27 protein-coding genes are annotated in these 25146 nt (G+C 44.5%); 16 read left to right on the top strand and 11 right to left on the bottom strand.

All coding sequences use genetic code 11. The features are described 5' to 3' along the window. Positions 1-7 precede the first annotated feature (7 nt). Positions 8-256, top strand: a complete 249-nt coding sequence (locus EPL05_RS06520) for a four helix bundle protein (RefSeq protein WP_243837234.1) — start codon at positions 8-10, stop codon at positions 254-256. Positions 257-396: 140 nt separating this feature from the next. Here EPL05_RS06520 and rpoN read toward each other — a convergent pair whose 3' ends face one another. Beyond that, positions 397-1872, bottom strand: coding sequence for an RNA polymerase factor sigma-54 (gene rpoN / locus EPL05_RS06525; RefSeq protein ID WP_128533152.1), 1476 nt, complete (start codon positions 1870-1872; stop codon positions 397-399). A gap of 150 nt (positions 1873-2022) precedes the next feature. Between rpoN and mscL the strand changes: the two genes are divergently transcribed. Both mscL and EPL05_RS06535 read left to right on the top strand, forming a co-directional pair. Next, positions 2023-2433, top strand: a complete 411-nt coding sequence (mscL, locus tag EPL05_RS06530; RefSeq protein ID WP_128533153.1) for a large-conductance mechanosensitive channel protein MscL — start codon at positions 2023-2025, stop codon at positions 2431-2433. A gap of 404 nt (positions 2434-2837) precedes the next feature. Then, positions 2838-3182: an MmcQ/YjbR family DNA-binding protein gene (locus EPL05_RS06535; protein WP_128533154.1), complete on the top strand. Its 345-nt coding sequence runs from the start codon at positions 2838-2840 to the stop codon at positions 3180-3182. An 83-nt stretch (positions 3183-3265) separates the two neighbouring features. On the opposite strand, the gene EPL05_RS06540 is transcribed toward EPL05_RS06535, so the two are convergent. Continuing rightward, complete coding sequence (locus EPL05_RS06540) at positions 3266-4138, bottom strand: ChaN family lipoprotein (RefSeq protein WP_128533155.1); 873 nt, start codon at positions 4136-4138, stop codon at positions 3266-3268. Positions 4139-4281: 143 nt separating this feature from the next. On the opposite strand from EPL05_RS06540, the gene rpmH reads away from it, so the two are divergent. From rpmH to tsaB, 4 genes are all read left to right on the top strand, one after another. After that, positions 4282-4440 (top strand): 50S ribosomal protein L34, encoded by a 159-nt coding sequence (rpmH, locus tag EPL05_RS06545; RefSeq protein WP_096351641.1) that lies wholly within the window; start codon positions 4282-4284, stop codon positions 4438-4440. A 76-nt stretch (positions 4441-4516) separates the two neighbouring features. Continuing rightward, complete coding sequence (locus tag EPL05_RS06550; RefSeq protein WP_128533156.1) at positions 4517-4900, top strand: ribonuclease P protein component; 384 nt, start codon at positions 4517-4519, stop codon at positions 4898-4900. Next, positions 4897-5139, top strand: coding sequence for a membrane protein insertion efficiency factor YidD (gene yidD / locus EPL05_RS06555; RefSeq protein WP_128533157.1), 243 nt, complete (start codon positions 4897-4899; stop codon positions 5137-5139). The genes EPL05_RS06550 and yidD overlap by 4 nt, the downstream gene beginning before the upstream one ends. 115 nt (positions 5140-5254) lie before the next feature. Continuing rightward, complete coding sequence (gene tsaB, locus EPL05_RS06560) at positions 5255-5932, top strand: tRNA (adenosine(37)-N6)-threonylcarbamoyltransferase complex dimerization subunit type 1 TsaB (RefSeq protein WP_128533158.1); 678 nt, start codon at positions 5255-5257, stop codon at positions 5930-5932. Here tsaB and EPL05_RS06565 read toward each other — a convergent pair. Then, entirely contained in the window at positions 5929-7368 is a 1440-nt protein-coding gene (locus EPL05_RS06565; RefSeq protein WP_128533159.1) for a DUF5723 family protein, read from the bottom strand. The two genes, tsaB and EPL05_RS06565, sit on opposite strands and share 4 nt — an antisense overlap. Positions 7369-7489: 121 nt before the next feature. Next, positions 7490-9100, bottom strand: a complete 1611-nt coding sequence (locus EPL05_RS06570) for a hypothetical protein (RefSeq protein ID WP_128533160.1) — start codon at positions 9098-9100, stop codon at positions 7490-7492. An 85-nt stretch (positions 9101-9185) separates the two neighbouring features. Here EPL05_RS06570 and EPL05_RS06575 point away from each other — a divergent pair, with 85 nt between their 5' ends. The 3 genes from EPL05_RS06575 (at position 9186) to EPL05_RS06585 (ending at position 12822) form a co-directional block, all read left to right on the top strand. Beyond that, positions 9186-9572 carry a DUF423 domain-containing protein gene (locus tag EPL05_RS06575; protein ID WP_128533161.1) on the top strand — a complete coding sequence of 129 codons (387 nt, stop codon included), beginning with the start codon at positions 9186-9188 and terminating at the stop codon, positions 9570-9572. A 4-nt stretch (positions 9573-9576) separates the two neighbouring features. After that, the gene (priA, locus tag EPL05_RS06580; protein WP_128533162.1) at positions 9577-12066 is read left to right on the top strand and encodes a replication restart helicase PriA; all 2490 of its coding nucleotides are present in this window, start codon (positions 9577-9579) and stop codon (positions 12064-12066) included. Positions 12067-12165: 99 nt separating this feature from the next. Next, positions 12166-12822, top strand: a complete 657-nt coding sequence (locus EPL05_RS06585; RefSeq protein WP_128533163.1) for a protein-L-isoaspartate(D-aspartate) O-methyltransferase — start codon at positions 12166-12168, stop codon at positions 12820-12822. A gap of 81 nt (positions 12823-12903) precedes the next feature. Here EPL05_RS06585 and EPL05_RS06590 read toward each other — a convergent pair whose 3' ends face one another. The 4 genes from EPL05_RS06590 to EPL05_RS06605 all read right to left on the bottom strand — a co-directional run bounded on the left by EPL05_RS06590 (position 12904) and on the right by EPL05_RS06605 (position 16327). Beyond that, positions 12904-13263, bottom strand: coding sequence for a hypothetical protein (locus EPL05_RS06590; protein ID WP_128533164.1), 360 nt, complete (start codon positions 13261-13263; stop codon positions 12904-12906). Between the two features lie 67 nt (positions 13264-13330). Next, positions 13331-13780, bottom strand: a complete 450-nt coding sequence (gene smpB / locus EPL05_RS06595) for an SsrA-binding protein SmpB (RefSeq protein WP_128533165.1) — start codon at positions 13778-13780, stop codon at positions 13331-13333. Between the two features lie 19 nt (positions 13781-13799). Next, the gene (locus EPL05_RS06600; RefSeq protein WP_128533166.1) at positions 13800-15680 is read right to left on the bottom strand and encodes an Nramp family divalent metal transporter; all 1881 of its coding nucleotides are present in this window, start codon (positions 15678-15680) and stop codon (positions 13800-13802) included. Beyond that, entirely contained in the window at positions 15677-16327 is a 651-nt protein-coding gene (locus tag EPL05_RS06605; RefSeq protein WP_128533167.1) for a metal-dependent transcriptional regulator, read from the bottom strand. The genes EPL05_RS06600 and EPL05_RS06605 overlap by 4 nt, the downstream gene beginning before the upstream one ends. A gap of 129 nt (positions 16328-16456) precedes the next feature. Between EPL05_RS06605 and EPL05_RS06610 the strand changes: the two genes are divergently transcribed. Continuing rightward, complete coding sequence (locus tag EPL05_RS06610; RefSeq protein WP_128533168.1) at positions 16457-16927, top strand: Lrp/AsnC family transcriptional regulator; 471 nt, start codon at positions 16457-16459, stop codon at positions 16925-16927. A gap of 147 nt (positions 16928-17074) precedes the next feature. Here EPL05_RS06610 and ung read toward each other — a convergent pair whose 3' ends face one another. Next, a complete protein-coding gene (gene ung, locus EPL05_RS06615; RefSeq protein ID WP_128533169.1) occupies positions 17075-17749 on the bottom strand; it encodes a uracil-DNA glycosylase in 675 nt (224 codons plus the stop codon). 74 nt (positions 17750-17823) lie between these two features. Between ung and EPL05_RS06620 the strand changes: the two genes are divergently transcribed. Further along, entirely contained in the window at positions 17824-18417 is a 594-nt protein-coding gene (locus tag EPL05_RS06620) for a DUF2892 domain-containing protein (protein ID WP_128533170.1), read from the top strand. Between the two features lie 12 nt (positions 18418-18429). Here EPL05_RS06620 and EPL05_RS06625 read toward each other — a convergent pair whose 3' ends face one another. Beyond that, the gene (locus EPL05_RS06625; RefSeq protein WP_128533171.1) at positions 18430-18645 is read right to left on the bottom strand and encodes a hypothetical protein; all 216 of its coding nucleotides are present in this window, start codon (positions 18643-18645) and stop codon (positions 18430-18432) included. Between the two features lie 217 nt (positions 18646-18862). On the opposite strand from EPL05_RS06625, the gene EPL05_RS06630 reads away from it, so the two are divergent. Next, positions 18863-20821 (top strand): sialate O-acetylesterase, encoded by a 1959-nt coding sequence (locus EPL05_RS06630; RefSeq protein WP_128533172.1) that lies wholly within the window; start codon positions 18863-18865, stop codon positions 20819-20821. 58 nt (positions 20822-20879) lie between these two features. On the opposite strand, the gene lysS is transcribed toward EPL05_RS06630, so the two are convergent. Continuing rightward, entirely contained in the window at positions 20880-22601 is a 1722-nt protein-coding gene (gene lysS, locus EPL05_RS06635) for a lysine--tRNA ligase (protein WP_128533173.1), read from the bottom strand. A 122-nt stretch (positions 22602-22723) separates the two neighbouring features. Between lysS and EPL05_RS06640 the strand changes: the two genes are divergently transcribed. From EPL05_RS06640 to EPL05_RS06650, 3 genes are all read left to right on the top strand, one after another. Continuing rightward, positions 22724-23407 (top strand): HAD family hydrolase, encoded by a 684-nt coding sequence (locus tag EPL05_RS06640; protein ID WP_128533174.1) that lies wholly within the window; start codon positions 22724-22726, stop codon positions 23405-23407. Continuing rightward, a complete protein-coding gene (locus tag EPL05_RS06645) occupies positions 23408-24031 on the top strand; it encodes a CatA-like O-acetyltransferase (RefSeq protein WP_128533175.1) in 624 nt (207 codons plus the stop codon). It begins immediately after the preceding gene. Positions 24032-24130: 99 nt separating this feature from the next. Further along, a complete protein-coding gene (locus tag EPL05_RS06650) occupies positions 24131-25141 on the top strand; it encodes a Kelch repeat-containing protein (protein ID WP_128533176.1) in 1011 nt (336 codons plus the stop codon). The last annotated feature ends 5 nt before the right edge of the window (positions 25142-25146 follow it).

Below are 25146 nucleotides of genomic sequence, written 5' to 3' on the forward strand. Positions count from 1 at the left end.
AAGAGAGATGGCGTTTAGGTTTGAAAGTTTGCCGGTATGGCAACGGGCGCTTGTCACCAAAACATTTCCTAAAGACGAAATATACGTTTTGTCGTCGCAGATGAAACGCGCTGCTGATTCAGTTGTGCTGAATATTGCCGAAGGATCGACCGGACAAACCAAAGCCGTTTTTAAGGTGTTTCTTACTTATTCCTTCCGCTCAGGTATTGAAGTAGTTAGCGGATTATTTATTGCCAAAAAAACGTGGCTATATTGATGATGAGTTATTTACAGATTTATATAATGAATACGAAATATTGGTTAAAATGATCACAGCATTAAAGAACTCGCTGTGATTTTTTAATATGAACTATCAACTCATGGCTATGATCTATGAACCATCAACTATGAACTAACCTACAGTTCCTTTCTCAACCTCGCTACCGGGATATTCATTTGTTCGCGGTATTTGGCAACGGTGCGGCGGGCAATGTTGTAGCCTGCTTCTTTAAGGATGTCGGTTAGTTTTTCGTCTGCAAGAGGGTGGCGTTTATCTTCCTCGCCAATGTGCTCTTCCAGGATCTTCTTTACCTCTTTATTTGAAACCTCTTCGCCGCTTTCTGTTTGGATGGCTTCGCTAAAGAAGGATTTTAGCAGGAAAGTGCCGTGTTCGGTTTGTACATATTTGGAGTTTGCCACGCGCGATACAGTGGAAATATCCATGCCAATACGGTCGGCGATGTCTTTTAAGATCATCGGCTTCAGATTTTTATCGTCGCCGGTTAAAAAGAAATCGTACTGATACTGCATAATGGCGTTCATGGTCTTCAGCAGGGTTTGCTGGCGCTGTTTGATGGCATCAATAAACCATTTGGCCGAATCGAGCTTTTGCTTTACAAACTGCACCGCTTCTTTCATCTTCTTATCCTTTTGCGACGCCTTATCGTAATGCTGGAACATTTCCTGGTAGGAGCGGCTCACTTTGAGTTCGGGCGCGTTTTTGGAGTTGAGCGTAAGTATCAGCGTACCATCATTGTTACTGATGTGGAAATCTGGGATCACCTGCATTTGCTTGGTGCTTACCTCGTTGCTATCGCCTGGTTTTGGGTTAAGTTTTAATATTTCGTTTACAACGCCGCGCAGCTCAATAGAGTTCATGTTTAACGAGCGCTCCAGTTTATCGTAATGCTTGCGGGTAAATTCGTCCAGGTAATCCTCAACCACCGTTATCGCTTTTTTGATGATAGGGTCGTTAGCGTCTTTTTTGCGAAGCTGGATCAACAGGCATTCCTGCAGGCTGCGGGCGCCAACGCCCGGAGGGTCGAAGCTTTGGATCACTTTTAGCATATCCTCAACCTCTTCGTCTTCGGCCATTACGTTTTGCGAAAAGGCCAGGTCGTCGGTTAACGACATGATGGGTCTGCGCAGGTAGCCATCATCATCTAAACTGCCGATGATCTGCTTACCAATGGAAAAATCTTTATCTGATACCGGCAGCAGGTCAAGCTGCGATTGCAGACTCTCAAAAAACGAGCTTTGCACGGCAATAGGGATCTCTTTACGTTCGTCCTCATCATCCCCGTTCTGGTCGTAACGCGAACCGTAATCGTTTACGTTGTCTTCCTGCAGGTAATCGTCAATATTAAACTCGTCCATCTCGCCCTTTTCGTCGTCACTGTTGTAGGTGTCTTCGTCAGGGTCGCGGTCGGGGTATTGTTCCTCGGGTTCGTTTATATTAGTTAGGCTGATATCTTCAAGCGCGGGGTTTTCTTCCAATTCTTCTTTAATACGCGTATCAAGCGACACGGTAGGCACCTGCAGCAATTTTATAAATTGTATTTGCTGCGGCGAAAGTTTCTGTAAAAGTTTTTGTTGAAGGTTCTGTTTAAGCATAATTAAGACAAAGGCAAAAGTACATCAATTACCTTAACTTATAAAATAAAGAAGCGGTAAGCAGTGTAAAGGTGTAAATGCTATTAACTTTATTTTGTTTGGGTTGATTATTAAATATTGATAACTTTAAAAATATCTTAATACTGAATTATGGGATTTGTAAGAGAATTTAAGGAGTTTGCCGTTAAAGGCAACATGGTTGACTTGGCTGTCGGTGTAATTATCGGCGCGGCTTTTGGTAAGATAGTCACCTCTTTAGTATCTGATGTAATCATGCCACCTCTCGGGTATCTTATCGGCGGTGTAGATTTTGCAGATAAAAAGATTGTACTAACCCCTGCGGATACCACGGCGAAAGTGGCCGAGGTAGCCATTCATTACGGCCTGTTCATCAACGCTATTATCCAGTTCCTGATCATCGCGCTTTGCATCTTTGTTGCAATTAAGGCTATAAACGCAATGAAAAAGCAAGAAGAAACAGCACCTGCCGCACCGCCTGCACCAAGTAAGGAGGAAGTTTTACTGGCTGAGATACGGGATATTTTAGCTGCGAAAAAATAATTTACTGTGGGGGATCCTGGATATAGCCGCGAAGATACGAAAGCTATGTTTTACGTGTATTCTATATTGGGAGTTATTATAACTGTTTGCTGTTACTTTTGTGTTCAATACAACGATAAGCAAGTTGCGAAAAAGCTGGAGGCCGACGGCATTACGGTATACTGCCGTATTGATTCGGTTTCTGAGGAAAGTACAGGAAAAGGCAGTTTATACTTTATAAATGTAGATTATACCAGTTTAAGCATTAATCATAAGCTTACTCTGAAAGTTAACGAAGCAGAGTTCAAATCGGCCAAATATGATGATACCTTAATTTTACGGCGCCTGGCCGACAATGCGCCCAGTTTTATGAAAATATTAGGTTTTAGAAACAGGGGTGTGGATTATGTAAATAAATTTAGGAAATGATAACCGTCGATACCTTTCGCCAAATTGCGCTTTCGCTGCCGGAGGCGGTTGAAGACGCGCATTTCGAGAACCGGTCGTTTAAAGTGAACAAAAAGATCTTCGCCACACTCAATGCTACGGAAAACCGTGCTACGCTAAAACTATCGGCTATCAATCAGGATGTGTTTTGCGCCTTCGATAGAACTGTAGTTTACCCAGTACCTAACAAATGGGGCAAACAAGGCTGGACGCACGCCAACCTCCTCACCGTGCGCGAAGAAATGTTAATTGATCTATTAAAAACCGCTTACCGCGCAGTAGCACCAAAAAAGCTTGGCGACCTGGTAACTTTCGACGAATAGTAATTAAAACATAGTGCCATTTAGGCAATTCCAACTACTCACTACTCACTACTCACTACTCACTACTCACTACTCAAACTCACTTAAAATGTCTTAGCCAATTTAGGGTCGGTTAAAATAATATAGTCGCCAAATTTTGAGAACTTACTCCAGTCGGGGCTTTCAAAACTGTCGTCGGCATAGGCCTGGATATTGATGACTTTGATGTTAGGCGCATATTTTTTTAGCTGCGCAACAGTGCCCAGTTTTTCTTCGCTGTGGAAGCCGCCGTTCACCTGGAAGATCTTGCTACCCTTATTGGCCTTGTAAAACTTAGCTATGGAGTAGCCCATGGTTGCATCCCACAGGTTTTGCGATTGGTAGATCTTCATTGGCCCGGCGTGGCCACCCATTATTTCGCCAAACTTTTCGTAATAACGGCCGGTGGCGGTATCAATAGGCAGGGGAGGAAGCCAGCTTTTGGCCGTGGCATCCAGCTTTTGCAGGTCGCCCAGGCCAACACGGGTAACCATATTGGTATAGCGGGTAGGGGCGTTGGCGGCAATAACCGGTAGGTGGTTATCTTTGGCGGATTCAACCATGGCACGGTAATCTTTATAGTTTTTCCAGGCGCGGCCCTCGCTAATCAAATTCTTCTCGCGGATAAACCCTGCAAGGTATTCATTCAAAACGGTTTGGCAATCTGTTTGGAACATCTCCATCGATAGCGCCATTTTTGCCGGGTATTTCTCTATCAGTTTTTTAAATATCAACGCCTCCAGGTAATGCCCGGTGCTGTCGTTATGCTCCTCGCCAAAGAAAAGTACGTCGGCTTTTGCCATATCATTCACTACATCGTCTATGGTAGCCGGGGTGTTTTTAGCTGTATTATATACCTTATAATACGCGGCCATAGGGTCCTGGCACAGGGCGGTGAAGGGTGATAACAGCATGAATGCGATAACGGTAAATTTCATAGCTGAAACAGGGATTTTAATATGTTAATAAATACGCCTTATCAAATTACAACATTTCTATTGGAAAAAACTAAAATATACGCTACATTTGCACTCTTGTTTTTTAAAAGGAAGATTAAGGATAATAAGAATAAAATATAGCCATGAAAAGAACGTTTCAGCCCTCACAAAGGAAAAGAAGAAATAAACACGGTTTCCGTGAGCGCATGTCAACTGCTAACGGCAGAAGGATATTAGCAGCAAGAAGAGCCAAAGGCCGCAAAAGACTGTCAGTTTCTGACGAGCGCAGCCACAAAGCTTAATATACTGGTTGTTTCTCCTTATTAAATAAGGGGCCGAACCGGTTACAAGCTTAATTTAGGTTCAGCACTAACAACTATGCATACTTTTAAAAAAGAAGAACGGTTATGTAACAAGAAGCTTATCGACGGGCTTTTTCATAGCGGTTCTTCTTTTTTATGTTACCCCTTCAGGGCCTCCTGGATGCTCTCAGGTGCTGAGCAGCAATTTCCTGTGCAGGTATTATTTGCGGTGGCTAAGAAGCGCTATAAACGCGCTGTGGACCGTAATTTAATAAAGCGCCTCATGCGCGAAGCCTACCGCTTAAATAAACAATCGCTTTTATACTCCCCGCTTACCGATGTTGATAAACGCATCGTTTTATCCATTGGCTATATTGGCAAAGAGATAGGAGATTTTGCGTTCGTGGAAAAAAAGATGCTGAAACTTTTGGGCCAACTTGGGACGGAGGTATCCAAATGAAATTTTTGTGGGATCTGTTCAAAGGCCTTATAGGGAGCGTTTTTTTGCTGCTGATAAAATTTTACAGGTACTTTATTTCGCCACTAACAGGTGCATCCTGCCGTTACACGCCAACCTGTTCGCAATATGGGTTAGAGGCTGTTAAAAAGCACGGTCCGTTTAAAGGCGGGTGGCTAACTATAAAGCGGATAGCCAGCTGTAACCCCTGGGGTGGACACGGGCATGATCCGGTACCTTGAATAAGTCAAAAGTTTAAAGTCAAAAGTGAAAAGTTAGCCGCCTTGGTTGGGTAACTTAGAACTAACGGCTTTCTGTTTTTGACTTTCTACTTTTAACTTTCTACTTTTAACTCAAATGATCATTCTACAAATAGAAACCGCCACAACATCATGTTCTGTAGCGCTTGCGCGTAACGGCGAGGTATTGGGTTTTAAAGAGATAGACCAACGCAACATACATGCCGAGGTGGTAACCGTTTATATTGATGGTTTAATAAAAGCTGCCGATATTACTTACGCGGATATTGATGCTGTTGCGGTAAGCTGCGGGCCGGGCTCGTATACAGGTTTACGTATAGGAGTTTCTACAGCAAAAGGCCTATGCTTTGCGCTGGATAAACCGCTGATAGCCGTAGAAACTTTGGCTGCCATGGCCAAAGGCGTTGTGCAAACCGACGCAGAAATGTTGCTATGCCCAATGATTGACGCACGCCGTATGGAAGTGTTCACCGCCATATTTGATGCACAGGGTAATACAATTAAACCCACAGCTGCCGAAATTGTAGACAGCAATAGCTTTGCCGATGTTTTGGCTGATCATAAGATCCTGTTTTTTGGCGATGGTGCGGAAAAATGCATAGAAGCCCTTGGGCAGAACCCAAACGCACACTTTTTGCCCGGCTTTACAAACTCGGCGGTTTACCTTACCGATATAGCCCTTAATAAATTCAATAAAAAAGATTTTGTTGATGTGGCTTATTTTGAACCCTATTACCTTAAAGACTTTATCGCAGGTAAAAAAGCAAATGCCTAATATTCGTCGTCTTTCCCAAAGATGCGGCTGAAGATCCTTTTAAAGAAACCAGGCTTACTGTCGATAGGGATATAGCTGGCGTTAAGCGGATGCTCTATTAGCGGGCCAAATTTAAAGGTAACCCCTAAAAACATATCAGCGCCGGTGTAGGATGCGCTGCGGTTTATCTGTCCCGCGCTTTTTGTTGCAGCGAAAAGAAGCCTGCCCGTTGGGAATAGTCTTTCGCTGCCGATAAAAAACTCCGCGTTTGGCGTTTTGATCATAAACTGCCCGCCTACACTTAAAATTTTGTAATTGTTATAGGCCGTGGTAAGCGTAAGCGTATAATTACCATGCGTTATGGGATTAACCAATGCGGCGGTGACGCCATCAAAAAACATTTCCTTTGATAGGATAAGAGTAGGAGAGTACCTGTACTGGCTGTTATAATCTAACCAGTATGTTTTATTGGCGCTAATTTCAATTTTAGCATTTGTTGGGGTAACAAATGATCCTAAAACATTATTGGTTTTTGCCACATTTTTTGCTGCTTCGTAAATATTGCGTTCGCGCCTGTTCGAGGAAAAATCAGAGATGACATCTATTGATGCAAAATTATAGCTATTCGATCGGCTGCTCCAGCGGATCAAACCAAGATCCTTGAGGTTGAATTGCAGGTTGAAGGCATCGCGTGTACGCAGCGAAACTCCCGCGCCGATGGCAGCTCCCGGGTTTCTGAAGGTGGGCAGATAATCGTGCGTGGTGAAAGTGCCGGGGATATAGTTTAATTTGTATTTACCGGTCATAGACAAAAATGCCTGGTCGTTTGGCCGGTCAATATCCAGTGCAGACGTCGCCACATCTATTTTTTGGTAGCGGATGCCCATTAAAGCGCTTAGCTTAACGCCCACCGCAATTTGCCGGTTAATTTTTTCGCGGTAGGTAAAACTAACCTGGTGATAGGCCTGGTAAGTACTGCTGTTGTTGAAAATATCATCGTAATGATCGTTTTTAAAGGCGGTGGGGCCATTAAACAGGGCCACAGATTCGTCACTGAAAATACCCCTTCCTTCTATCTTGGTTTGCATGGATAGACCAATCTCTGCATTACCATCAAGGTTTGTGAAAGCCTTGTACATAATGGAGTAGTAATTAAGGTTGGCATTGATGCGGTTAAGCCTGTTCTGGCCAAATACTAAATTAGTAGTAGTATAGTTCCCTAAAAACGCCCTTGATTTTAATGGTACCTGTGAATTGCCTGTTAAAAATGAATTTACCGAAAAGTTGGGTAAAAAGAAATTAAAGGCATATTTTCTGCTGGAATCGGGAGTGAAGGAGGCGCGTGATGGGTTTTCGAATGAATCGTAAAGGGTGCCGGTGTTGTACTGAGAAAATTGTTGGCCAAAAGAATGGAGTGTAAAAAGGAGTAAGGAAAATGCCAATAAAAATTTCTTCATAAAATCTCGCCGTATCTATGCTCGCGCTTAACGCCCTTAAATATATAATTCAAATTCGACTTAGGGGTACGCTTACCAAACATTATAACCTTTTAACGTAATTAAACGCTCAGAGTTGTATTTATTGGAGGTTTTTGGTTGCTTTAACACTACCGGTTGTATCAATTGCGTTTTGCAACATGCAAAAGTTGGTATAAAAGTTATTATCGGTAGCGGTAAGCTGGTATGACGCGCCGTAAAAATTTTCCAGCGATAGTTTGTTGCCCCTGTAGGCATTAAAGAAATTGTCTTTCAGATCGTTCTTTAATATAGGTTGCGCGTTTTTAAAGTTGATGAAGAAAGTAACGTTGCTACGCTCGCCTACCAAATTATCAAAACGGCTGTATTGCGCGGTTTTGTTTAAAAATTTGCGGTTAAGGTAACTATCGCTGTAGCTATCCAGTTCTTTTATGCTGTTTGCAAGCACCAGGTAGTTATCAATTATGCGGAAGTAAGGGCGTTTGAAGGAATTAAAAGCATCGCCCAATAAAAAGTAAGGAAGTTTATTGTAATTAAATTCACCGGTGTCATCATTTACCATGGTGCTGATGTTGATCATTGCCGGGCGCAGCTTAGAACCGTCTTTCACAGCAATCAAGGCAAACCGCTCCCGGTAGCGCGTGGTGACGACAGCAAATTCGTTACTTAGGGCCTTGTTTAACTCTGTTCGCAGATCGATCCCAGTTTCTGCTTTTATACGGGCAAAAAGGGTATCCTTCTCGGTTTTTAAACCGGCTTTATCATGAAATACGGAAAGGTCGGAAAGGAACTTAACAGGGTTGGAAACAGCCATATCCATCGAATAAGCAACCGTTGAAGGAAATATCTCCTTCAGGCTGTTTAATACCGGTAACTGGCTGGTAAACAGGTTAAGGTAGCTGGCCGGTTTATCGGTTTGTATATTGGTGTACCCGTTAAACATTAATGCATCCGTTTTATAATTGAGGTTTAACGCGGCAGATGCAGGCAGCAGCCGGAAGCTTTTAAACAGGTCGTGGTTTTTGGTTTTAAATAACTGATCGAATAGGGGGGATAACTGGCTGTAGTTAATATATAAATTGGCCAGTGAGTTTGAGTTCTGCTGATCTGGAAGGGGGGTAAAGGCTTCGGTCTCTTTATCATTTTTATACAGGGCGGCCCTGGTCAATAATCCTTTGGAGAAACTTGCCGAGTAGATGTTTTCGTCGGTATTAATGATGTAAAAGCGTTTTTTTAACTGCGCGAAGAAAATAGTGTACCCTTTTTTTTCATCGATGGTTAAAGGGGTTATCAGCATGCCGGTTTTCTTCAGTTTGGCCAGGGCATCAAATGCGCCGGCGTCGGTATCTTTAGTGGCGGCGGCTGTAAGCAATAATTCTGTTTCGGGCTGGTTGGATGCATGGAGGGAGATGAAAATATTGCTGCCATCAAAAAGCCGCTGTAAGAGGGGATTGGCAAAAAGTATCTTCCTTACAGTGTCCAGTTCGCCCAGCTTTTGCTCACCAACCAGGCTACCTAATAAGGTGTTGCCAGTGAATATATCGTAAAAGCCCTTATCGTTGCTAAACTCAAAAATGGCCACCGCGTTATCCGGAATGGTGCGCATAATGTTGCCTGCGTGCATACCAGACGACTTTAAATTTTTAAAGTACTTAACGGTAATGTATCCTGTTGCGGCAACTAAAATAAGTGTAAATAGAATGAGTTTTTTCATCTCGGTTTGCGAACGCAAGTTAGAATTTTACCGTACCACAATAAAGTAATACTTTCATTTGGTTAACTTAGCCTTTTATATCTGCATGAACAAACAAATTATAATTACCGCGGCGCTGTTTGGCGCAATTGCTGTTATTTGCGGCGCTTTTGGGGCTCATGCCTTAAAGGCATCGCTCGAACCACGACAATTGGAAGTGTGGCAAACCGCGGTGCAATACCAGTTTTATCACGTTTTCGGCTTGCTGTTTCTATCAACCTTTACCAGGTTTAAAAATGGACTTGTAACCGCCACTTATTATTTGTTCACATTTGGTATCGTCCTTTTCTCGGGCTCGCTTTATCTACTGGCTTGCCGCGACCTGCTAAAAATGCCCGGCTTAACGGCCATTGGCCCGGTTACCCCTGTTGGTGGCTTGTTATTTATAATTGGCTGGATAACACTTGCACTCGCCGCTTTCCGAAACAAATAACCTGATGTTAGAATTTGCCGAAGTGCAGCTGCACAACCGTAAAACGCTTTTTGTTGAGGTGATATTGCCTTTGGCTATCAGCCGCAACTATACTTACCGCGTGCCATTCGAGATGAATAATGGCGCTGTGGTGGGAAAGCGCGTGGTGGTGCAATTTGGTAAAAGTAAGCTCTACACCGCCATTATCGAATCCATTAGCGAACATGCGCCCGAGAAATATGAGGCAAAGTACATCATCGAAATATTGGACGATGCGCCCGTAGTTACCAGCCGACAGCTGCAGTTTTGGCACTGGCTGGCCGAGTATTATATGTGCAACGAAGGTGAGGTAATGAATGCCGCCCTGCCTTCGGCACTAAAACTGGCCAGCGAAACCAAGGTAATGCTGAACCGGGAATACGAATACGATAAAACACAGCTAAACGATAAAGAGTACCTCATCACGGAAGCGCTGGATATTCAGCCGGAATTAACGGTAAGCGATATTGTAAAACTGCTGGGTCAAAAAACGGTAATGCCGATATTGAAGTCGCTCTTCGAGAAAAATATCATTACCATATCCGAAGAAGTGAGCGAGCGGTATAAGCCGCGTAAGAAAACCTATATCACTTTAAATCCCGTTTACCAAAACCCGGATAACCGCAGGGAGCTTTTTGAGATATTGGAAAAGCGTGCCCCAAAACAGGCCGACGCATTGCTTACCTATTTGAAATTATCGCGCCAGCAAAAAGCGGTTGCCAAAAATGAGTTGATAGAAGAAAGCGGGGCGGGTGAATCGAGCATAAAATCGCTGATAGAAAAAGAAGTGTTTTTTGCCGAGCATAAAACCGTTAGCCGCCTGGGCTATGAAGAGGACGACGAGTCGATAAGCAATTTTACGCTGAGCGGGGCACAGCAACTTGCTTTGGATGAAGCGCGCTTGCATTTTGAAAAGAAAGATGTGGTACTGCTGCATGGTGTAACCGCATCGGGCAAAACCCAGATCTATATTAAGTTGATAGAGGAGATGGTAGCCACCGGCAGGCAGGTGCTTTATTTGCTGCCGGAGATCGCGCTAACCACCCACATCATCGAACGGTTACGCATCTATTTTGGCGGGACTATCGGTGTTTACCATTCCCGTTTTAATGATAACGAGCGGGTGGAGGTTTGGCAAAAAGTGTTGCGTAGCGAGTATAAGGTGGTGCTTGGCGCAAGGTCGTCGATATTTCTGCCGTTCCATGATCTTGGGCTGCTGATCGTAGATGAGGAACACGAAACATCCTACAAGCAATACGACCCTGCACCCCGCTATAATGCCCGCGACGCTGCTATTTATTTAGCCAATATGCACGGCGGTAAAGTGCTGTTAGGTTCGGCTACGCCGTCTTTTGAAACCTATTACAACGCGCGTACCCACAAGTATGGTTTAGTAACACTGACCGAACGTTACGGCGGCGTGCAGCTGCCATTAGTGGAGGTGGTGAGCATATCCAAAGAGTTGAAGCAAAAAACCATGCAGTCGCACTTTACCAGTGTGCTGATGGCGGATATGCAGCTTGCGCTGGAGAATAAGGAGCAGGTGATCCTCTTCCAAAACCGCAGGGGGTACGCGCCGGTGCTGATGTGCAGGGTTTGCGCATACACGCCAAAATGCATTAACTGCGATGTAAGCCTTACCTATCATAAACATACTACCAAGCTGCATTGCCATTATTGTGGCTATAAAGAAGATACGCCATCGGTTTGCCCGGCCTGCGGTTCTACCCATTTAGAATATAAGGGATTTGGCACCGAGAAAGTGGAGGATGAGCTCTCCGTTTTAATGCCCGATGTGCGCCTGGCGCGAATGGATCTGGACACCACCCGCTCGCGAAATTCGCTGCAAACTATTCTGAATAACCTTGAAGAAAAAAAGATAGATATATTGATAGGTACCCAAATGGTTGCCAAAGGGCTCGATTTTGCAGATGTTACCGTAATTGGTATCATCAATGCAGATAGTCTTTTAAAATATCCCGACTACCGCGCCAACGAGCGCAGCTTCCAGATGCTGGCGCAGGTAAGCGGCAGGGCAGGCCGCAGGGGCAAACAGGGTAAAGTTGTGATACAAACCTACGACCCCGGCCACCGCGTAATAAAACAGGTGATAGAGAACGATTACGCCGACCTTTATTTCACCGAAATGGAGGAGCGTAAAAGCTTTAAATACCCGCCTTTTTTCCGCATCATCAGTATAGATATAAAGCACAAGAACCCCGAGATACTTTATAACCAGGCAGAATATTTCACCAATGAACTCCGTAAACACTTCGGCGACCGGGTGATCGGCCCCGAGGCACCGCTTGTCAACCGCATCCGCAATTACTACATCAAAACCATTATGCTGAAATTTGAACGGGATGGCGTATCGGTAGTAAAAGCAAAAGCCCTGATGAGAGATGTGATCACGCAATTCCAAACCACCAAATTGAGTAAGGGCAGCGTTGTTCAACCTGATGTAGATCCTTACTAAAAGAATTAGCCTCTAAATCAGCCGAATAATTTAGCTCTTAGCTAAATCAATCGTGTTAATCGCTAAATCCCTAAATCGTGTATTATCTTAGCATCTTGTATGGCGTATAAGTTTATAGATAATTACAGAGAACAGGGTGCGCGTAAGCGATTGGTTGAGGTTTTGCGAAAAAAAGGGATTGAAGACGAACGGGTTTTAGCTGCCATTGGTAAAATACCCCGCCACTATTTTTTCGATGAAACTTTCTGGAACCAGGCTTACAAGGACATTGCTTTCCCGATAGGTGCCGGGCAAACTATTTCTCAGCCCTACACCGTAGCCTATCAAACCGAACTGCTCCACATCCGCAAGGGGGATAAAGTGCTGGAAATTGGTACTGGCTGCGGTTACCAAACATGTGTATTAATGGAGGTTGGCGCCAAAGTGTTCACCATAGAGCGCCAGGAAAAACTTTACGAACGCGCCATACAGGTGTTGCCCTACATGGGTTACAAACCTAAATTCTTTTTAGGCGATGGCTCTGTAGGCATTGCCAGCGATGCACCATACGACAAGATCATTGTAACCGCCGGCGCCCCAACCGTTCCCGACCTGCTGCTGAAACAACTCAACATTGGTGGTATCCTGGTTATCCCGGTAGGCGACGAAAAATCCCAAAAAATGGTTACCGTATTAAAAACCAGCGAAAACGATTACGAAAGGCACGTGCTGGACACGTTCAGGTTTGTGCCGCTGGTAGGGGATAGAGCCTGGTGAGCCCCCCAGCCCCCTGAAGGAGGAGTTTTTGAATTGCTTATTTGACTAACAATCCTTATACCGGCAATTGGCGATGATTTATTACCACTTGAGCAGCTTAATATAATTTGCGAACTTTTCGACGCCCTGTTCTACGGGATAAGCTCTTTCAAATTCTACAACTTCGTATGGTTTAGGGAAATATTGAAAAAGCCAGGTTTGCGTAACCTGGTCTAACCTAATATGTAAGGTTTCCCGGTGCCATTCGGCAGGGTAGTAGATAGTAATTATTAAAGTATCGAGGGATGTGTATGCAAATAGCCTCTCATGCAAATCGTTGCTGCGAATAAATCTAACCAGGGACAACATGCCGTTTAGCGACCATCCATATTTTTCAATAAGGTTTAAATAACGCGATTCAATTTTATCCCAGGAGACAATTTTAGTTGAGTTTGGTGCCATAATCTTTACAACCAATATATAAATTATGCTAATCAAAAGTTCCCCCTTCACGGGGCGCAGGGGGCTCCTACCTTTTCATCGCCCTGTCCATTTCAATTTTAGTATCGCGCTCTTTCATGGTTTCGCGCTTGTCGAAGGTCTTTTTACCCTGGGCAAGGCCTATCTCTACCTTGGCAAAGCCACGCTCACTGATGAAGAGGGCAAGGGGGATAATAGTTAATCCTTTTTCTTCGCCACGGGTAAGCAGTTTTTTTAATTCCTTTTTATTCAACAGCAATACACGATCCCGTTTAGCTTCGTGGTTGTAGAACGAACCGAAGGAATACTCGGAAATATGCAGATTGCGGATGTAAAGCTGGTTGCCAATAAAAGTGCAAAAAGCATCGTTCACGTTGGCTTTACCTTCACGGATGGACTTTATTTCGGTACCGAGCAGTTGTATGCCCGCTACGTATTTGTCCAGTATGTGATACTCAAAGTATGCCTTTTTATTCTTGATGTAGATATCCTGCTTCATTACGCTGCAAATATGCAAATTATTTTGCGGCCGGTTTAACAACCAGCACAGGTACGTTTACCTTATGTCTCACGGTATTAACCGTGGTCCCAAAAATAAGGTCCTTAATTGCCTTGTGCCCGTGCGAACCCATGACAATAAAATCGATGCCTTCGCTGTTCACAATTTCGGCAATAGCATTGGCAGGGCCACCGTAGCCAATTTTCGCCTCGGCTTTGTAGTTTAGCTTGGTCAGTGCCTCCACATACTTTTCCAAATTGTTTACATCGCTTTGGGTTTCGTTATCCATCACCTGCTTGCCGTAATACCGCGCCCCGGCTGTTTCTACCACGTGGATGAGGCTGTATTTGGCTTTCTTGCCGCCCTGCATTAAAGCGTGACGGATGCAGTCCTGGTCGTTTTTAGAGAAATCTATCGTTACCGCTATATGGTTATAATGCACAGGCTCTAAATTATCAAGCGATGCTGCAATACCATGCGGAATGTAAATCGGCTGGTCAGTATGTTTGTATAATAGCGGACGGAGGAAAATATACACCAGCAACGCGGCAATGGCTACGGCGATAGGTGTTATTACAAAATGCACCAAATTGGCCGAACCCTGGTTGGCATCTGCCCAGGTGCCAATTTCCTGGATCACCAGGCGCACGTTCAATCCTACTATCAGCACAGCGAAGATCCAGGCCAGTATTCTTAAAGGCAACCCGGTGGCAAATTTACCCATGCGTTTTTTATCAGATGTAAAATGGATGAGCGGGATAATAGCAAAACCTAACTGCAGGCTTAATACTACCTGGCTTAATATCAATAGTTTGCCCAGACCTTCTTCCCCCGCATGGAGGATGGTAAAAAAAGCGGGCACTATGGCAAATATCCGGGTGAGCAAACGCCTCAGCCATGGTGCTATACGCAGGTTAAGATGGCCTTCCATAATAATTTGCCCTGCAAGTGTGCCGGTTACGGTAGAGCTTTGCCCGGCAGCAATCAACGCTATGGCAAACAAGGCAGGTGCCAGTTTGCCAAAAATATTGCTGAGCAGTTTATGTGCGTCCTGTATCTCGGCAACTTCGTGGTAACCTCTGCCAAAAAATGCGCTGGCAGCCAGTATCAGTATCGCCGCGTTCACAAAAAAAGCAAGGTTAAGGGCAATAGTAGTATCCCAGAAGTTATAGCGGATGGCGGTTTTTATGCCTTCTTCTGTTCGGTCTATCTTTCGGGTTTGCACCAGCGAGGAATGGAGGTACAGGTTATGCGGCATTACTGTGGCGCCGATAATACCAATGGCCAGGTAAAGCGAGCGGCTGTTCAACTCTGTCGGGATAAAGCCTTTAGCAACGTCAATTACATGTGGCTGCACAATGAACATCTCTAATAAAAAGGCCAGCCCCACAATAAATATCAGCGATATAATAAAGCCTTCCAGTTTGCGCATCCCTTTATTCAACAGGAACAAGAGCAACAGGGTATCCAGCATGGTAATACATACTCCCCATATTAGCGGCAAACCGAACAGCAGGTTTAAACCAATGGCCATACCTATCACCTCCGCCAAGTCGCAGGCGATGATGGAGATCTGCGCTAATATGTACAGGCAAAAATTCACAAAACGGGGGTAGGAGTGTTTGGATGCCTGTGCCAGATCCAGCCCGCGCACGATGCCCAGCCTTACGCAAAGGTTTTGCAAAAGCAAGGCTATCATGTTTGATAACAGCAGCACCCATATTAGCTTGTAACCAAACTGACTGCCGGCGGCTAAATCGGTTGCCCAGTTACCAGGATCCATATAACCAACGCTTACCAAATAGGCGGGGCCTAAAAATGAAAGTAGTTTACGCCAGCCGGTTTTGTTTTCGGTACCTACCGAGTTGTGCACATTGCCCAACGATTCGCTTGTTATCATATCGCTATCAAAAGGTTATTGGCCACCTCTCGGCTTATTTGTAAAACTTTGTTATCCATTTGCAGTACTACTGTGTTATCGTAACTGATGATCTCTTTCACTGTTATTTTTTTGCCGATGATGAGCCCCTGTTTTTCCAGATATTGTAAAAAAACGGATGAGTGATCCCTAACACCCGAAATGATACCACCGGCACTAACAGCCAGTGCCGAAATTGGTTTAAGATCATTTATTTTTAACTGCCCGTTGCAATCGGGTATCGGGTCGCCGTGCGGGTCGCGTTTTGGGAAGCCCATAAATTCGTCCAGCCGGTCAATTAACTCGTTGGATGAGATATGTTCCAATTCCTCAGCCATATCATGTACCTCGTCCCACTTAAAATTCAATTTTTCTACCAAAAAATATTCCCAAAGCCTGTGCTTGCGGATAATGTTGATGGCCACTTTTTCGCCGGCCTCGGTAAGGCTTACGCCCTGGTAACGGGTGTAATTAATAAGTGTTTTATCAGACAACTTACGCAGCATATCCGTAACCGACGAGGCTTTCGTCTCCATAGCTGCAGCTATTTGGTTAGTGCTCACACTCTCTGTAAGCGACGATAACTTATAGATGGCTTTTAAATAATTCTCCTCGGCTAATGTATTCATTTAGGCAAATATAATATTATTTTTAGACTTGTCTAAAAAATTACCATTATTTTTAATTTGTTCTGCTAAACGATATTTGTGTGGAATTATATTTTGTGTGATGTAGATTATTTTATATTTGCATGTACCATGGGAGCTGAATTAGATAAGATAGACCTTCAAATACTCAAGATATTACAGGAAAACGGCCGCATAACCAACCTGCAGCTGTCCAACGAAATAGGGCTTTCACCGGCACCTACGTTAGAACGCGTGCGCAAACTGGAGAACGCTGAGTACATTAAAAGCTATCATGCATTAGTGGACGAAGAGAAATTGGGTTTGGGTATAAAAACCTTTATCCAGATCTCGCTGGATTTTCATCAGAAGAATACCATCCAAACGTTTTTGGATGAGATCCAAAATATTAAGGAAGTAACCGAGTGCCACCACGTAACCGGGCAATGCGATTTCCTGCTGAAGGTTTACGTGCGCGACATCAAATCGTACGAGCGCCTCATTATGGATAAAATAAGCCGCATCACTGTGGTAAAAACTTTCCAAACGATGATGATTATGAGCACAAGTAAGAAGGAGCCGATAGTGCCGCTGGAATATTAAGATAGATGTGTAGATATGCAAATTCAGATGTGCAGATGAGCTTCAATAAAAGCTGATCTGCACATTTTAGTTTAAGGGCATTTTTTTTCATCTGCATATTTGCACATCTGAAATTTGCACATTCGCATATCTGCACATCTACCCGATTTACCAATCAATCTCTCTCTTCCCCAGTTTTTTCAAAAAGTCATTTGTTTTAGAGAACGGCCTGGAGCCAAAGAATCCGCCGTGGCTTACCGCAAGGGGAGAGGGGTGCGTGGATTTGATGATAAGATGATTATTATCGGGGTTGATGAGCGCGCTTTTTGATTGCGCGTATGCCCCCCAAAGTATAAATACGATACCTGTTTTCTCATCCGACAGGGTTTTGATGGCAGCATCGGTAAACTTTTCCCAACCCTTTTTTTGGTGCGAGCCTGCTGTAGCCGCGCGAACCGTTAGGGTGGCGTTTAGTAACAGTACACCTTGTTCGGCCCATTTGGTAAGGTTGCCGGTTTGGGGTATGTTGAAGCCCGGGATATCCGTAGCTAATTCTTTGTAAATATTACGTAAAGACGGCGGTACAGCAATACCTTCTCTTACCGAAAACGACAAACCATGTGCCTGGTTTGGCCCGTGGTAAGGGTCCTGGCCTATAATAACAACCTTTACATTGTCAAAAGGCGTTATATTAAAAGCATTAAAGATCTCCTTGTTTTTTGGGTACGTAACGTGGCCAGCGTCCTTCTCTGTCACCAGGAAGTTTTTTAAATCCAGCATATACGGTTCTGTTAATTGCGTGCCGATGGCTTTCTGCCAGCTGGGCTCTAATTCTCCTGCCATAAATATTAATACAGATGTTTTATTGTAAGCTTACAAATAACGATATTCGCACTTTGATTATACTAATACAAATTATGTCGAATATAGTTAGGTTAATTATTGCTTGTGTTACGATGGGTGGCGGTGTTGCCCTGTGCGTGTTTGGCTTTTGGGGATGGGGCATCCCTGTGTTTTTAATTGGCGGTTTAATATTGCTCACCTTCTTTTTTAACGAGAACATGCTGATTGCGCAGTATTACCTGCGTAAAGAAAATACCGAAGAATCGGGAAAATGGCTGCTTAAAATTACCGATTACGAAAAACAACTATACAAAGGTCAGCATGGTTATTACAACCTGCTTGTTGGCCTTATAGAATCGCGCAAAGCGCCATTAAAATCTGAGAAATACTTTAAGAAAGCGCTTACCTTGGGAATGGGCATGAGCCACAACACCGCGTTGGCTAAGTTGAGCCTTGCGGGTATATCTATGGCAAAGGCAAATGCTGCGGGTGCTTCTGCAGCGCAACGAAATAATAGCAAACGCGAAGCTGATGTATATTTAAAGGAAGCTGCTAAAGACGACAAAAACAAACTCCTTGCCGATCAGATAAAGATGATGAAAGGCCAAATGGCGCAAATGGATAAGCCGCAGGTAATACGCGGCGGTTTCCGTCAGCAGAAATTCTAAGCAGGAAAAATTTTATTTCTCGTCGAGCGAGCTAAAATAATCCGGCTCCGAAGAATGGTTTTGATTGGCGGCGATATGCCTGTCAACAACATTATAAGCTTTCTCTTCGGATGGTTCGGCCACCTCCACCATTTTAAGCAGGCTGCGAATAAACGACAGGTTGAAAGTATTTCTGTTCAATTTTATCAGGTATTCGTTTTCGGTTATCTCGAGGATGGAATTAGTCATGTGTATTCGTATTAGTGTGTTTGATATAAAGTTAAACATCTTAGCTAAAACGAAAGTTTGATTAGTTTTATCATTCTGTTAAGGAATTGTGAATAGCGGGCGCCGTTATTTTTCACAATTGTGGAAGATATGTGTTGATAACGTTCTCCATTGCAGCCAATTGGCTATATTTACTCCCGGTAACCAACCCATAAACCCTTTCTTTACTATACCGATCATGAAAGTTTTCTTCTTCGTTGCACTCGCATGTTTTTGTACACAGGCCGGTTTTGCGCAACTTGCTACAGGTAAGTTATTTAGCAACCATATGGTGTTGCAAAGAAATCAAGCCATCCCGGTTTGGGGTAAAGCTGCAAAGCGCGCTAAGGTGAGTGTTAGTTTAAATAACATCATTAAAACTGCTACTACCGATGCGCAGGGCAATTGGAAAGTAAGCTATCTCGCCATGAAAGAAGGCGGCCCATACACCATGATCGTATCATCGGGCAAGGAAACCATCACTTATGCCGATGTAATGCTGGGCGAGGTTTGGTTATGCTCGGGGCAATCTAATATGGAGTTTCAGTTGAAGAACGCTTATGGGTTTAAGGCAGAGCGTAAGATTGCTGCGATCGTTCCTGTGCGCCAATTTTATGTCCCGCATAAAGTAAGCCTGAAACCTGAAACAGAATTAACAGGCGGTGAATGGAAAGTAGCCGCGGCAAATACCGTTGGCGATTTCTCTGCCGTGGGCTATTTTTACGCCAAGCGATTGGCGGGAAACCTACACGTTACCGTTGGTATCATCAACAGCAGCTGGGGCGGTACCGAAGCCGAGGATTGGATAAGCAAGGACGCCATGCTCGCGTCGCACGAATTAGCCGCAGTGGTACCTGGATTACCGGTAAACGACAAAGAGTTGGCAGCAAGGGCAGACAAGCGCTTAAAGCTATGGGCATATCGTGGTATGCCTGTTGTTAATTATACAACCGCTGAGCTCGCCGCAAAGCCTGCAAGCTTTTTTGATACTTGGCAGCAGGGGTATATGCCGAGCTCGTGGGAGTGGGTTGGAAGATTATACTCCTACCGGGGACAAGGGTTTATGCAGCGAACTATTATTTTAGATAGCACCTACGCTACGGAGCCATCGACCATTTCCTTAGGGCAAACCAACACCAGTGCCGCTATTTATATTAATGGTATACGGATAGATAAGGATGGCAACTCCGTCGATAACAAATATCAGCTGCCTGCGGGGAGTTGGAAAGGTGGGGCGAACACCTTGTTAGTCGCCCTTGGCGGGCAAAAAGATACATCGCGCTTTGATATTGGTCTTACCGCGTATTCAGGCGACTTAAACACCCGTTTCGCGGATACTACCATAAGTTTCGCCGATGGTAAATGGCGGGTAATACCCGATCTGAGTAAACCCTACCATTTCGATTTTATGCCTAATAATAACGCATTTTCGCTTTATAATGCCATGATAAACCCTTTGCTGCCTTATGGCATTGCCGGCGTGATCTGGTACCAGGGCGAAGCCAATGTGGAGCGGGCTTATCAATATCGTACTGTTTTCCCGCTACTGATAAACAACTGGCGGGAAAAATGGAAATCTCCGTTCCCGTTCCTGTTTGTACAACTGGCATCGTTTGGTGGTACACAAAACAGCAACACAGGCAGTAGTTGGGCCGAATTGCGTGAAGCGCAGAACACCACCTTAAAATTGCCCAATACGGGCACAGCCATAACCATTGATGTGGGCGATGCTTTTAATATTCACCCGAGAGATAAGGCTACAGTTGGTTACCGACTGGCTGCTTCTGCGTTCAACGTTGTTTATCATGTGCCAGGTTTTGCCGAAAGTCCTCAATTGGCATCTGCCGATTTTAGCATAGGTTATGCTATGATCAACCTTACCCATGCCGAAAATGGTTTGATGGTGAAGGATAAATACGGCTACTTAAAAGGCTTTGAAATCGCGGGTGCCGATCATAAGTTTTACTACGCGCAAGCAGTAATAAGCGGCAACCAGGTAAAGATCTGGTCGCCGAATGTGCCCAAGCCGGTAGCTGCCCGCTACGCCTGGACTGATGCCCCAATTGATGCCAACCTGTTTAACACACAAGGGATGCCCGTAAGTCCCTTCCGCACAGATAATTGGCCAAGTGTATCGGCAGGGAAGAAATTTGAATAGTTACAAAACAGAGAAAGGCCCTTGACGGGCCTTCATTGTTTTGTTGTAGGAAACTGGTTTACGAGCACCAGGCTATCACTTCTTCCTTGGTAGGCATAGGAATATCCAGTTTCATTTTCTTGCGCATACCGCCTAAATCGTTAAATAACTTATTAGGGTTAGTCGCTTTTAGCTCCTCCACCGTGTTGATGCCCATTTCATTCAGCACAGGTACCCACACAGCAGGTACTCCTTCGGCGATGAAATCATCCACAGTAACTACCTTCGCTTTTTTCTCCGGGCGCATCTGCGGGAAGAATAATACTTCCTGTATAGTGCTTTGGTTGGTCATCAGCATCACCAAGCGGTCGATCCCGATACCCAGGCCTGATGTTGGAGGCATACCGTATTCCAGTGCACGTAAAAAGTCGTCGTCCATTGCCATAGCTTCATCGTCGCCACGGCCGGCCAATATCAATTGCTCTTCTAAACGCTCACGCTGGTCAATCGGGTCGTTCAATTCCGAGTAGGCGTTTGCTATTTCCTTACCGTTCACAAACAACTCAAAGCGCTCCACCAAACCATCTTTGGTGCGGTGTTTTTTGGCAAGCGGTGTCATTTCAATTGGGTAATCGGTTATGTAAGTTGGCTGTATCAGGTTTGCTTCTACTTTAGCGCTGAAGATCTCATCTACCAGTTTACCTTTTCCCATTGTTGCGTTTGTTTCGATACCTAAATCGGCACAAACTTTTAACAAGCCAGCCTCGTCCATTGCGGATACGTCGATCCCGGTATATTTCAGGATAGAATCGTACATGCTCAGCTTTTCATAAGGGCCGGCAAAGTTTATCTCGTTTTTGCCAACTTGTACCACAGGAATGCCATGAACAGCCTTGGCAACAGTTTCTAAACATTCTTCTACCATGGCCATCATCCAGATATAATCCTTGTAGGCCACGTAAATTTCCATAGCGGTAAATTCCGGGTTGTGGGTGCGGTCCATACCTTCGTTACGGAACATTTTACCAAACTCGTAAACGCCGTCAAAACCGGCGACGATGAGTCTTTTCAGGTAAAGCTCATTGGCAATACGCAGGAAAAGCGGCATATCCAGCGTGTTATGATGCGTGGCAAACGGACGGGCCGCTGCACCACCATGCACAGGCTGCAGGATAGGCGTTTCCACCTCCATCCAGCCCTGCATGTTAAAATAACCGCGCATAGCGCTGATCACCTTGGAGCGGTTGATGAAGATGTTTTTATATTCGGGGTTAACGGTTAAATCAACATAACGCTGGCGGTAACGCATTTCCGGATCGGTAAAACCATCGTGAATGGTGCCATCGTCCTCGCGTTTAACAACAGGAAGCGGTTTTAGCGATTTAGATAGGATGGTTAGTTCCTGTGTATGAACCGAGATCTCGCCGGTTTGGGTAAGGAAAACGTAGCCCTTTACACCAACGTAATCGCCGATATCCAATAATTTTTTAAATACGGTGTTATAAAGCGTTTTGTCTTCGTCCGGGCAAATATCATCGCGTTTGATGTAGATCTGCACACGGCCTGTAGAATCCTGTATCTCGGCAAAAGAAGCGCTGCCCATAATACGGCGCGTCATAATACGGCCGGCTATGGTAACCTGTTTATATTTATCGGGGGTAGCTTCAAAATTATCATTAATATCCTGTGCCCATGCATTTACATCATAAGCTTCGGCAGGGTAAGGGTTAATGCCCAGTTCGCGTAGTTTTTGTAACGATTCCCGGCGTATAAGTTCCTGTTCGGATAGCGCAATACTCATATTAAAACGGTGTATTTTAAGGGTGCAAAAATAGGGTTTTTTGTTTAGATATGAGATGTTAGATTTGAGATAGGAAACCAGATAGGGTATGAATATTTATTTCAAATAAATACCTTTACCGCATGAACATCAAAGTTATCGCGTTCGACGCTGATGATACCCTTTGGGTGAACGAACCATATTTTAGGGAAACAGAAGAGCGTTTTTGCGAACTGCTGAGTGAATACCTGTCAAGGCGCGACCTCGAGCGCGAGCTGCTGCGCATTGAGATAGAGAACCTTGGTTTGTATGGTTACGGCATAAAGGGCTTTATCCTCTCCATGATAGAGGCCGCCATGAAGATCACCAACGACACGCTGAGCATCGATGTAGTAAAGCAAATTATGGATCTGGGCAAGCAAATGCTTAATCAGCCTATCGAATTGCTGGATGGGGTGGAAGAAGTGCTGGAAGCTCTTAAAGGCAAATACCGATTAGTAGTAGCCACCAAAGGCGACTTACTTGACCAGGAGCGTAAATTGCGTAAATCTGGCTTAAATCCGTATTTTCACCACATTGAAATCATGAGCGAGAAAGATGATGCCAATTACCTGAAATTGCTTAAACACCTCGATATTCAACCTTCGGAACTGCTGATGGTGGGTAACTCCTTAAAGAGTGATATTTTGCCCGTGCTAAACGTGGGCGGCTACGGCGTACATATACCTTACCACATCACCTGGGCGCACGAACAGATTGAAGAGAGTATTGATAACGAGCGCTTCAAAAGCGTAGAAAGTATTAAGGATATACTGGAATTATTGTAGATGAGAACCAAAATTGAACTGGAAGGCTGGCTGCGCGAAGACCATTTTAAACTCTTTAATAGTTTTGAGGAGCCTTATTTTAGCCTCAATGTAGAAATAGATGTCACCACGGCCTACCAAAGGGCTAAAGAGCTTGGGGTATCATTTTATCTGTATTACCTGCACTGTGCTATTACGGCAATAAACACACACGAGAACTTTAGGTACCGCGCTATAAACAACGAGGTTTTTTTATACGACCAGATAGATGTTACCCACGTGGTGCTCAGGCCAAACGGGACCTTTGGGTTTGGCTTTGTACCCTTTGTACCTGCGCTTGATGAATTTGTCGCTTTGGCTAAAACGGAAACAGAACGGATGCTGGCCACTAAAGGGCTCGACCTGAGTGTATCTTACAACAATATCATCCACTTTTCGGCAATGCCGGGGATAAAGTTTACCGGGCTAACCCATGCCCGCAGCTTTTCTTATCAGGATAGTTCAACCAAATTATCGGTAGGTAAGGTTACCGAGGTGCATGGGAAAAAGATGATGCCGTTATCTATCACCGTTCATCATGGCTTAACAGATGGGCTGCATGTTGGGCAGTTTATTGATATTTACCAGGAACTGCTAAACGCTTAAAAAGCAACCGCAGCCGGCATAACTACGTATTTATGAAGTAAGTATATCGGCGCATTATAAAATGTAAATGATATATTTACCTTATCTCACCAACCAATTATGCCTTTTAAAAAAGTAGCCCTTTTGTTTCTCGCTGTCGCTGTGCTTTTTTCCTGTAAAAAGGAAAAGCCCTTTGTACCCAACTACGCTAATGCGCTGCCGGGTTTATGGAAACAGCTTGGCGATTTTCCGGGGGTAGGGAGGGTGCGCGCGTATGCTTTCACCATTGGAAAAAAGGGGTACCTGGTTGGTGGTAATGCAGGCTCGGGTTTTAACGTATTGCCTTTGTATGATCTTTGGGAGTACGATCCCGCTACCGATAAATGGACCCAAAAGGCTGATTATCCCGGCCAGGCTGCAGAATACATTCGCGGTTTTACCATAAGCGGCAAAGCGTATATGGGCACCGGATTTGGGGTGCAGTATGACGACCCCGGCGCGATTGCGCAAAATAAAGATTTTTGGGAATATGACCCAGTCACCGATAAATGGACCCAAAAGGCAGATTTTCCAGGTGTGGCACGAGAGAATGTAATTGCATTTGAAATAAATGGCTCGGGCTATCTTGGCCTGGGCACCAACAATAACTACGATGCCAACTATAAGGATTTTTGGAAGTACGAAGCCGGCGCTGATAAGTGGACACGCCTTGCTGATTATCCCGGTAACGGTAGTTTTGGCGTAGCTGCCTTTGCTATAGGCGGTAAAGGTTATGCTGGTTTAGGCGGCTCATCGCCGGATATTGTAAAGAAGGATTTTTGGGAGTATGACCCCGCTACCAACAAATGGACTGCCAAGGCCGATTTTACAGGTAAAGAACGTGTTTTTAGCAGCCAGTTTGTTATCGGCACCGATGGCTACGTGGGGATGGGCACCATTGCCACCGGATCTTCAGATGACTGGTACAAATACGATGCTCTTGCTAACAGTTGGATAAAAGTAACCACATTTGGCGGCGAGGCGCGTTACGATGCCGTAAGTTTTACTATAGACGGTGTAGGTTACGCAGGTACCGGCAATCCATCGTTAAAAAAGGATTTTTGGAAGTACACGCCTACTAAGAAACAGTAACAGAG

Source organism: Mucilaginibacter gilvus (assembly GCF_004054195.1).
Lineage (GTDB): Bacteria > Bacteroidota > Bacteroidia > Sphingobacteriales > Sphingobacteriaceae > Mucilaginibacter > Mucilaginibacter gilvus.

Bases quoted from the DNA above. Each gene is read 5' to 3' on its own strand.
- EPL05_RS06520 (WP_243837234.1), top strand. From the start codon at position 8: ATGGCGTTTAGGTTTGAAAGTTTGCCGGTATGGCAACGGGCGCTTGTC.
- rpoN (WP_128533152.1), bottom strand. From the start codon at position 1,872: ATGCTTAAACAGAACCTTCAACAAAAACTTTTACAGAAACTTTCGCCG.
- mscL (WP_128533153.1), top strand. From the start codon at position 2,023: ATGGGATTTGTAAGAGAATTTAAGGAGTTTGCCGTTAAAGGCAACATG.
- EPL05_RS06535 (WP_128533154.1), top strand. From the start codon at position 2,838: ATGATAACCGTCGATACCTTTCGCCAAATTGCGCTTTCGCTGCCGGAG.
- EPL05_RS06540 (WP_128533155.1), bottom strand. From the start codon at position 4,138: ATGAAATTTACCGTTATCGCATTCATGCTGTTATCACCCTTCACCGCC.
- rpmH (WP_096351641.1), top strand. From the start codon at position 4,282: ATGAAAAGAACGTTTCAGCCCTCACAAAGGAAAAGAAGAAATAAACAC.
- EPL05_RS06550 (WP_128533156.1), top strand. From the start codon at position 4,517: ATGCATACTTTTAAAAAAGAAGAACGGTTATGTAACAAGAAGCTTATC.
- yidD (WP_128533157.1), top strand. From the start codon at position 4,897: ATGAAATTTTTGTGGGATCTGTTCAAAGGCCTTATAGGGAGCGTTTTT.
- tsaB (WP_128533158.1), top strand. From the start codon at position 5,255: ATGATCATTCTACAAATAGAAACCGCCACAACATCATGTTCTGTAGCG.
- EPL05_RS06565 (WP_128533159.1), bottom strand. From the start codon at position 7,368: ATGAAGAAATTTTTATTGGCATTTTCCTTACTCCTTTTTACACTCCAT.
- EPL05_RS06570 (WP_128533160.1), bottom strand. From the start codon at position 9,100: ATGAAAAAACTCATTCTATTTACACTTATTTTAGTTGCCGCAACAGGA.
- EPL05_RS06575 (WP_128533161.1), top strand. From the start codon at position 9,186: ATGAACAAACAAATTATAATTACCGCGGCGCTGTTTGGCGCAATTGCT.
- priA (WP_128533162.1), top strand. From the start codon at position 9,577: ATGTTAGAATTTGCCGAAGTGCAGCTGCACAACCGTAAAACGCTTTTT.
- EPL05_RS06585 (WP_128533163.1), top strand. From the start codon at position 12,166: ATGGCGTATAAGTTTATAGATAATTACAGAGAACAGGGTGCGCGTAAG.
- EPL05_RS06590 (WP_128533164.1), bottom strand. From the start codon at position 13,263: ATGGCACCAAACTCAACTAAAATTGTCTCCTGGGATAAAATTGAATCG.
- smpB (WP_128533165.1), bottom strand. From the start codon at position 13,780: ATGAAGCAGGATATCTACATCAAGAATAAAAAGGCATACTTTGAGTAT.
- EPL05_RS06600 (WP_128533166.1), bottom strand. From the start codon at position 15,680: ATGATAACAAGCGAATCGTTGGGCAATGTGCACAACTCGGTAGGTACC.
- EPL05_RS06605 (WP_128533167.1), bottom strand. From the start codon at position 16,327: ATGAATACATTAGCCGAGGAGAATTATTTAAAAGCCATCTATAAGTTA.
- EPL05_RS06610 (WP_128533168.1), top strand. From the start codon at position 16,457: ATGGGAGCTGAATTAGATAAGATAGACCTTCAAATACTCAAGATATTA.
- ung (WP_128533169.1), bottom strand. From the start codon at position 17,749: ATGGCAGGAGAATTAGAGCCCAGCTGGCAGAAAGCCATCGGCACGCAA.
- EPL05_RS06620 (WP_128533170.1), top strand. From the start codon at position 17,824: ATGTCGAATATAGTTAGGTTAATTATTGCTTGTGTTACGATGGGTGGC.
- EPL05_RS06625 (WP_128533171.1), bottom strand. From the start codon at position 18,645: ATGACTAATTCCATCCTCGAGATAACCGAAAACGAATACCTGATAAAA.
- EPL05_RS06630 (WP_128533172.1), top strand. From the start codon at position 18,863: ATGAAAGTTTTCTTCTTCGTTGCACTCGCATGTTTTTGTACACAGGCC.
- lysS (WP_128533173.1), bottom strand. From the start codon at position 22,601: ATGAGTATTGCGCTATCCGAACAGGAACTTATACGCCGGGAATCGTTA.
- EPL05_RS06640 (WP_128533174.1), top strand. From the start codon at position 22,724: ATGAACATCAAAGTTATCGCGTTCGACGCTGATGATACCCTTTGGGTG.
- EPL05_RS06645 (WP_128533175.1), top strand. From the start codon at position 23,408: ATGAGAACCAAAATTGAACTGGAAGGCTGGCTGCGCGAAGACCATTTT.
- EPL05_RS06650 (WP_128533176.1), top strand. From the start codon at position 24,131: ATGCCTTTTAAAAAAGTAGCCCTTTTGTTTCTCGCTGTCGCTGTGCTT.